This is a genomic window from Paraburkholderia sp. Ac-20347 (genome assembly GCF_017104805.1).
Lineage (GTDB): Bacteria > Pseudomonadota > Gammaproteobacteria > Burkholderiales > Burkholderiaceae > Paraburkholderia > Paraburkholderia tropica.
Map to the genome: position 1 here is coordinate 1 of NZ_JAAGPN010000328.1, position 7,503 is coordinate 7,503.

The following is a 7,503-nucleotide window of genomic DNA, read 5'->3' on the forward strand; positions in this document are numbered from 1 at the left end:
GCGAGGCGCGCTTCGTAGCCGCCGAGCGCGCGGAACACGGCGGTGCGGACAATGCACGCGCCCGCCATATAGCCCGCGAGCGTCGGGCCGGGCTGCTCGTCGGCGCCGGGCGAGGTCGCGTGCAGCATCAGGCAGGCCGGATGGATTTCGCGTTCGTCGTCGCCGACGACGCGGGCATTGAGCACGGCGACCTGCGGATGCTCGTCGAGCAGCAGCGCCGCGCGCGCGAGCGCGCCGGGCGCGAACCACGTGCTGTCGTCGCAGCAGGCGACGTACTCGGTGGGCGCGAGCGAGATGGCGCGATTGAAGCCGGCCATGCCGAGGTCGCCGAGCGCCTGGACGATGCGGACCTGCGGAAACAGCGAGGCGAGCAGGCTGACGGTGGAATCGGTCGAGCCGTTGTCGGCGACGATCACGTACGGGTGCTCGGGCAGCGCGGTGAGGCGCGCGACGGTGTCGATGGTCTGGCGCACGTGATTGCGCGTGAGCACGACCACGGTGACGCGCGGTCCTGTGCGGGGGCCGGGTTCGGAGGCGGAGGCGGGATCGGGGACGTTCATGGCGGTTCGGACGGCGCAAGCCGGCTGCCAGTGTGCAGATTGCTCTGCGGTCATGACTTCGAGCATACGCCGAAGGCGCGCCGTGTGCACGTTGCAGCCGGTTTGGCGCGGCGGCGCGGGCGCGCCGTGGTCAGCGCTGCACGGACGCGGTGCATGCGGCGATGCTGCATTGCGGGGCGTGCTTATGCGTCGACCCGTGCCAACCCGCGCCGACCCCTGCCGACCGATGCGGCGCGCCGCCCGAACCGTTTCAGATTGCGGCGTGCGCGTCGCGGCGTCTGTTCGCTGCTACGCGCTGGCGGCGCGACAATCAGCGCGCGATTCACTGCGCCGGAATCGTCACGCCTTCCGTATGCGGATACATCGCGAGCAGCGCGCGCAGCACGCCGTTGGTCCAGCCGAAGCCGTCCTGCAGCGGATATTCGCCGCCGCCCGCCGACGACGCCTTCGCCGCCGCCGCGCTCACGTCGTATTTTTCGACGAGCTTGACGGTGCGCCGGTAGTAGACCAGGTTGGTCGCGATCCAGCGCGTGGCGATGGTCTGCGCGAGCGCGCGTTCGCCGTAGCGCCGCAGCCCGGCGATCGCGAGATATTGCAGCGGCGCCCAGCCGTTCGGCTCGTCCCATTGCTGGCCGCTCGACACCTGCGTGGTGGCGAGTCCGCCCGGCCGCAGCAGGCCCGCGCGCACGGCGGCGGCCACCTGGCGCGCCTGCGCGCGCGTGGCGACGCCCGTGTAGAGCGGATAGACCGTCGCCGCCGTCAGCCGGTGCGTGAGCGTGTGATGCACGAAATCGTAGTCGCTGAACGCGTGCAGCTGCGGGTCCCAGAGCACGCGTTCGATGGCCGCGCTGCGTTGTTGCGCGCGCCGTGTCATCGCCTGCGCTTGCGCGGCGTCGCCTTTCAGGCCGTAGGCTTTCGCGAGCGTGCGTTCGAGATCGACGAGCAGCGCGTTGAGATCGACGGGCACGAGCGAGGTGATGTCGATGGTCGCGAGCGTGTGGTTGTCGGCGAACCAGCGCGAGCTGAAATCCCAGCCGGTTTCGCCGCCCGCGCGCAGATTGCGCCACAGGTCGGCGGGGTCGCGCTGCGGCGCGGCCTGCGCCGTCAGCACGTCCTCGCGATAAGACTCGTCGCGCGGCGTGTCGCGCGCGTCCCAGTAGCGGTTGAGCAGCGTGCCGTCCGCGAGACGCACGACGTGCTGCGCGGCCTGGCCGGGCTTGAGCGTGTCCGCGCCGGCCATCCAGTAGTCGTATTCCTTGCGCAGTTCCGGCAGATAGCGCACATAGACGGCGTCGCCGTCGCGCTGCGCGACGAGCGCCACCATCTGCGCGAAAAACGGCGGTTGCGAGCGGCTCAGGTAATACGTGCGGTTGCCGTTCGGAATGTGGCCGTAACGGTCGATCAGCGTGGCGAAATTATCGAGCGTGTCGCGCGTGAGATCGTGACGCCCGCTCGCTTCCAGGCCGAGCATGATGAAGTACGAATCCCAGTAGTAAATCTCGTTGAAGCGGCCGCCCGGCACCACGTACGGATTCGGCAGCGGCAGCAGCGACGAATACGGTTGCTGGCCTGCGTCGGGGTTGCGGCGCAGCACGTCCCAGAGCGTGTCGATATGGCTCACGACGTCCTGGTTCGGATCGGCGACATAGCTGTCCGTGGCGACTTTCGCGACGGAAAAATGCTGCTCGACGAACTGCCGCAGCGCGGTTTTACGTGCGTCGGCGTCGGTGATGTTCGCGTGCTCGGTGCGCCACGTCGCGTAGGCCTCGACGATGTTCGCGGGCGCTTCGTTCGGCGTCATGTCCGCGAACGTTTTGCTGTCCGGATAGACCTGCGCGAGTTCGACGTCGCGATAAAGCGGGCCGTAAAGCTCGGACGGCGGCAGCGGCAGGGCGGTCGTTTCCTGCGCGGTTTGCGGCGCCGTTTGCACCGTTGCGGGCGCAGCGGTTTGCGGTGCCGTTTGCGCGAACGCCGCGCCGTGTGCGCCGCATCCGAGTGCGAGCGCGATGCACAGCGTGGCGGCGCGGCGTTTCAGCTTCGTGTGCGTTTGTTTCGCTTGTTTCTGATCGGACATCCGGAAAACACGCGGAAAAACTTCGTTGACGGCAAGGCGACGAGAGGCGAACAAATTCGGCATGGCGTTGAGGTCGTTTTTCGAAGTGGTCGGTAACAAGGCGTTGGCGCGCTGCAGCAAATTCCATTCCGTCCGACGCGCGCACGCCGGGCGCATTCCCTCTGCGTTTCGTTCCGTTATTCGTAATCGAGATAGTCCCTATTCTCGATATCGCGTTGCGCGATATCGCCTGCGACCGCCAAACTTGCGCAAAATCAACATGCAAATGGAGACAACCCGCATGCGCACTCAAGTTGGCATCATCGGCGCCGGGCCCGCAGGCCTGCTGCTTTCCCACCTCCTTCATCTGCGCGGCATCGACTCGGTCGTGCTCGAAATGCGCGGCCGCGAGCAGATCGAATCGACGATCCGCGCGGGCGTGCTCGAACAAGGCACGATGGACACGCTCAGCGAAGCCGGCGTCGGCGCGCGCATGAAGGCCGAAGGCGCGCTGCATCACGGCTTCGAGCTGGCGTTCGAAGGCAAGCGCCGCCGCATCGATCTGACCGATCTGACCGGCAAGTCGATCACCGTCTACGCGCAGCACGAAGTGCTCAAGGACCTCGTCGCTGCGCGCGTGCAGGCGGACGGCAAGCTGTTCTTCAACGTCAGCAACACCGCGATTCACGGCATCGACACCGATGCGCCGTCGATCCGCTTCGAACACGCCGGCGAGCAGCACACGCTGCATTGCGACTACGTGATCGGCTGCGACGGTTCGCAAGGCGTGTCGCGCGCGGCGATTCCGGCGGCCTTGCGCCAGGATTACGAACGTGTGTTCCCGTTCGGCTGGTTCGGTATTCTCGTGGAAGCGCCGCCGTCGTCCGACGAACTGATCTACGCGCGCCACGACCGCGGCTTTGCGCTCGTCAGCACGCGCTCGCCCAACGTGCAGCGCATGTATTTCCAGTGCGATCCGAAAGACAACGTCGATAACTGGTCGGACGACCGCATCTGGGCGGAGCTGCATGCGCGCGTCGATTCGCACGACGGGCATCAGGTGGTGGAGGGCAAGATCTTCCAGAAGAACATCGTCGGCATGCGCAGTTTCGTTTCGACGACGATGCAGCACGGCCGCCTGTTCCTCGCCGGCGATGCGGCGCATATCGTGCCGCCGACGGGCGCGAAGGGCCTCAATCTCGCGGTCGCCGACGTGCGCGTGCTGACCGCCGCGCTCGTCGCCTTCTACAAGGAAAGCCGCACCGATCTGCTCGATGCGTACAGCGAAACCGCGCTGCGCCGCATCTGGCGCGCCGAGCATTTCTCGTACTGGATGACGCGCATGATGCACCGTCTCGACGATGCGTCGCCGTTCGAGCAGCGTCTGCAGGTCGCGGAACTGGAGCACGTGACCACGTCGCGCGCGGCGGCCATGGCGATGGCCGAGAACTACGTCGGCGCGGTCGCGGTGTGATGCGCGGCGTGCGAATCCGGCGAAATCCGCTGGAAATGCAGCGGTAAAACACAAGGGGCGCTCGGGCGCCCCTTGTTTCATGGTCGATTTGCCGTTCAAATGCAGTTCAGATCGCCGCGAGCGGCGCGATGCCGAACTCCGCCGCCAGATCGCCGAACGGCTTGCGCACCGAATCGGGCAGATCGATCGTGGTCTGATGCAGCGCGCGATTGTGCGCCTCGTACTCGCCCGGATACTGCACGGGTTGCGTCGGGTCCTGCGGCGGGCAGCTCAGCAGATAGTCGAGAAACGAATCGACTTCCTGCGAACGCCACGTCGCGTTGAAATCCACCTGCGGATCGAGCACGAGCGCGAACATGTTGTTGTGCGCCACGCCGTTGCGCGGATTGTCGGGATGAATCGTGCCGCCGCCCGAGAGCACGCCCGCGAGCAGTTCGGCGACGAGGCCGAGCGCATAGCCCTTGTGCGCGCCGAACGGCAGCAGCGCGCCGGGCGGGTCGGCGAGCAGCACGTTCGGGTCGGTGGTGGGCTGGCCGTTGGCGTCGATCAGCGAACCGGGCGGCGCCTGCAGGCCGTTTTCCGCGAGCACGCGCGCCTTGTTCACGGCGATCGCGCTGGTCGCGATATCGACCACGAAGGGCGGACGCCCGCCCGGCAACGGCCCCGCGAAGCAGAGCGGATTGGTCGTGAGACGCGGCTCGCGTCCGCCGAACGGCGCGACGATCGGCGGACGGTTCACGACGTTGGTGAACGCAAGCAGCACGAAGCCCTGTTCGGCGACCATTTCGCCGTAGTGGCCCATGCGGCCCAGATGGTGCGTATGACGCAGCGTGACGATGCACTGGCCGTGGTCGCGCGCGCGGGCGATGGCGTCGTCGATGACCACTTTGCCCACGTGCTGGCCGAAGCCGGTATGGCCGTCGTAGGCGATCAGCGCGCCGCGGTCGACCACGCGCTCGGGCCGTCCGTCGGCGACCACGAGGCCCGCTTCGAGACCGCGCCGATAGTTCGGCAGGATCGACAGCCCGTGGCTCGCGTAGCCCACACGGTCGGATTCGATCAGGTGGTCGGCGATATCGGCGGCGATGTCGGCGGGCACCGAGAGATGCGTGAGCACGTCCACGGCGAAGCGGCGTGCATCGGCGATTGCGACTTCCATGTGCGGCTCCTGATTGCGTGAGTGGCGCGCCTGGCCGCGAGCGGCGGCGCGCCGTGTCATGTCGTGATGTGGATCGGTCGATCGCTCAGATCCAGCCGAGCCAGCGCCACCACGTCGCCGCGAACAGCAGTAACAGCAGATAGCCGACGATCGTGAGCACGATGCCCACTCTCGCGAACTGTTTCGCGGTGAAGGTTTCGGTGGCGAGGCACACCATGTTTTGCGGCGCGTTGATCGGCAGGATGAAGCCGAAGCTCACCGTGAAGCCGAGCAGCATCGCCACGCCGAGCCGGTTGAAATCGCCCGACATCGATTGCAGGACCGCGATCAGGATCGGCAGCATGGCGGACGTGAGCGCGGTCGCGCTCGCGAACCCGAGGTGGATCACGATCAGGAACGCGGACAGGATCGCGAAGGCCATGAACGGACCGGCCGTGTCGAGACCCGTGTGATGCGCGACGAGGTCGCCGAGCCACTGGCCCGCCTTGGTCGTGAGCAGCGCGGTGCCGAGACTGATCCCCACGCCGAACACGATCACCGTGCCCCAGGGAATGCGGCTCTGCACGGTCTTCCAGTCCATCACGCCGAAGCGCGGCAGCAACAGCAGCACGAGGCCCACGTAGGTCACCGAGGTGGTGTCGAAGGGGTGCAGCTTGCCCTCCGTGGCCCAGAAGCACAGCAGGCCGATGGAGACGCCCAGCAGTCGCTTCTGCGGCCCGGTCATCGGCCCGAGTTCGCGCAGCGACTTCTCGACCGCTTCCTTGCCGCCCGCGATGGCGTCGGTTTCGGGCGGCAGCATCTTGAGCACCAGCACGAGCAGCACCACCGACATGATGATCGCCCACGGCGCGCCCGCGATCAGCCAGTCGAGCCAGGTCACGCGCGCGCCGAGCATCTTGTCCATGAAGCCCACGGTCAGCAGGTTCTGCGCGGCGGCCGTCTGGATGCCGATATTCCAGATGCTGGTCGCTTCCGCCACCACGATCATGATGCCGGCCGCGATGTTCGAGCGCTTGTCCACGCCGAACGCCGAGATCACGCCGACCATGATCGGCACCACGCAGGCGCTGCGCGCGGTGGCGCTCGGCACCACGAGCGAGAGCACGATGGTCACGGCGATCGCGCCGATCAGGATGCGCCGCGTGGTCGTGCCGATCAGCGAGAGCGTGACGAGCGCGATGCGCTTGTCGAGTCCGGTCACGGTCATCGCCGCCGAGATGAACAGCGCGCCCGCCACCAGCGCGAGCGCCGAGTTCGAGAAGCCGGCGAGCGCCATGGTGATGGCTTTGGAGGTGCCGTAGTAGACGGACGGGTCTTCGACGGTGGGCGCGGTGCCGACCAGAAACGCCATCAGCGAGGTGATGATGATCGCGCTCGCTTCGTAGGAGACGGCTTCGGTGAGCCACACGACCACGGCGAAGGCGAGGATCGCGAGCATGCGCTGGCCCGCGACGGGCAGGCTTGCCGGCAAGGGCAGCAGCAGCACGATGACGAGCGCGACGACGCCCGCGATCAAGCCGATCGGGATGCCTTTTTTCGGCGCCGACTCGGGCTTCGGCGGTGTGCTGGCCTGCGGATTCGCTGCATTCATGACGTGGACTCCGGGTGGAACTCGCGGGCCGTCATGCGCGCTGAGCGGGCGGCGGCGGGCGAGGCGAATCGTGTCGGTGCGTGCGGCTCGAACAGCTGGGGTATCGGTGATCGGGGCGGCGCGGGTCTGGCCCTGCGTCACGCGATGGTTTGGCCGATGGCGGAAAAGATCGTCCCATATCGGGCAGGGCGATGCGCTGAAGGTGCGCGCGAAACGACTCGCCGGCGGCCGTGATGGCGCGGTTCGCAATCGTGTCGATGAGGTATTGGCGTCGTCGCGGGATCGCGAAGAGGCTGGAAAACGTGGGGGAAAATGCGGCGCGGCGGTGGGTGGAGACGGGCGTTGGGTCGCCTCTGAAAACGGAAACCGGCCGACCGCGCCGGTCCCCGTGCACGCGCGTTACTGGCTCGCGCCTGCGGCCGCAGCGGCCTTCTTCTGTGCGTCCTGGATGTTCTGCGGGTAGTTCGGGTCGTTGTTCGCGGGCTTGTAGCCGGCGTCCTCGAGCTTCTTCAGTTCAGCATTGTTCTTCGCGCGGGCGGCCTTGCGTTCGGCCTTGCGCTGCGCGCGCGCTTCCTTGCGTTTCTGCGCTTTCTGTTCCTTGGTGAGCGGCGCGGACGCGGCAGGCGCGGCCTGCGTGGCGGCCGGCGCGCTGGCGTCCTGGGCGAA

The 7,503-nt window shown here is 67.3% G+C and carries 6 protein-coding genes; 1 reads left to right on the forward strand and 5 read right to left on the reverse strand.

The genetic code is table 11. The features are described 5' to 3' along the window. Both G3N97_RS34275 and treF read right to left on the reverse strand, forming a co-directional pair. The coding region (locus tag G3N97_RS34275) for a glycosyltransferase (protein ID WP_205997301.1) at nt 1–560 on the reverse strand (560 nt) is incomplete at its 3' end. Nucleotides 561–882: 322 nt separating this feature from the next. Then, nucleotides 883–2,634 (reverse strand): alpha,alpha-trehalase TreF, encoded by a 1,752-nt coding sequence (treF, locus tag G3N97_RS34280; RefSeq protein WP_205997302.1) that lies wholly within the window; start codon nt 2,632–2,634, stop codon nt 883–885. Between the two features lie 280 nt (nt 2,635–2,914). On the opposite strand from treF, the gene G3N97_RS34285 reads away from it, so the two are divergent. Beyond that, nucleotides 2,915–4,087, forward strand: coding sequence for a 4-hydroxybenzoate 3-monooxygenase (locus G3N97_RS34285; protein WP_205997303.1), 1,173 nt, complete (start codon nt 2,915–2,917; stop codon nt 4,085–4,087). A 106-nt stretch (nt 4,088–4,193) separates the two neighbouring features. Here the strand turns inward: G3N97_RS34285 and G3N97_RS34290 are convergent, their stop codons facing one another. The 3 genes from G3N97_RS34290 to G3N97_RS34300 form a co-directional block, all read right to left on the reverse strand. Continuing rightward, entirely contained in the window at nt 4,194–5,246 is a 1,053-nt protein-coding gene (locus G3N97_RS34290; RefSeq protein WP_205997304.1) for an Ldh family oxidoreductase, read from the reverse strand. Nucleotides 5,247–5,331: 85 nt separating this feature from the next. Beyond that, nucleotides 5,332–6,837 carry a DASS family sodium-coupled anion symporter gene (locus tag G3N97_RS34295; protein WP_205997305.1) on the reverse strand — a complete coding sequence of 502 codons (1,506 nt, stop codon included), beginning with the start codon at nt 6,835–6,837 and terminating at the stop codon, nt 5,332–5,334. Between the two features lie 399 nt (nt 6,838–7,236). After that, the coding region (locus G3N97_RS34300; protein ID WP_205997306.1) for a DUF4148 domain-containing protein at nt 7,237–7,503 on the reverse strand (267 nt) is incomplete at its 5' end.